Below are 689 nucleotides of genomic sequence, written 5' to 3' on the forward strand. Positions count from 1 at the left end.
GTGTCTTTGGATGGAATTGTGGTAGAAGTACTTGATGTCTTTTCTTCTTTTAATGGGGATAGTGAGTTTTTCTTGTGTAAACGTCTTAAAGACAAGAGTCAGTTTGTGATGGAACGCTTTCGGTTCGAAGAGATGTTCCAACTTAAACGTAGTCACTTGACGACGCAAGAAAAATTACAATTGTTTACCTCCGTGTTTGCTGGCCGTTATGATGTTTATGCTAAGAGTTTTATCAATGAACAAGGGAAAATTCAGTATTTTCCTTCCTATAATTATGGTTGGAAGCAGTTATCACCTGAAAAACGGAGTTTCCAGACATTGACGGACTCCGTTTTGAAATCTCATTTTCGTGGGGAGACAGCTATCGGTATCTTTCCTATGCACTTAGATGATAGCTGTTATTTTTTGGTACTGGATTTGGATGAAGGAGATTGGAAAGAAGCCGGTTTAACTATTCGAAGAATAGCCAGGGAACGCCAGATGGAAGCCCATTTAGAGATTTCTCGTTCGGGTTACGGACTCCATATTTGGTTCTTCTTTGAGGAAGCGATTCCGAGTCGAGAGGCTCGCTTGTTTGGAAAGAAACTGTTAGAACTGGCAATGCAGGAAAGTATGCAACTGTCCTTTGATTCTTTTGATCGCATGTTTCCAAACCAGGATGTCCTTCCTAAGGGGTGGATTTGGAAGTT

At 40.8% G+C, this 689-nt stretch carries 1 protein-coding gene; it reads left to right on the top strand.

Annotation, left to right across the window (positions count from 1 at the left end; translation table 11 throughout):
- Nucleotides 1-689: TOTE conflict system archaeo-eukaryotic primase domain-containing protein (locus SMIDD26_RS12545; RefSeq protein WP_419986643.1), on the top strand; the 689-nt coding region annotated here is incomplete at both ends.

Origin of the sequence: Streptococcus mitis (assembly GCF_001579035.1) — a bacterium.
GTDB lineage: Bacteria > Bacillota > Bacilli > Lactobacillales > Streptococcaceae > Streptococcus > Streptococcus mitis_J.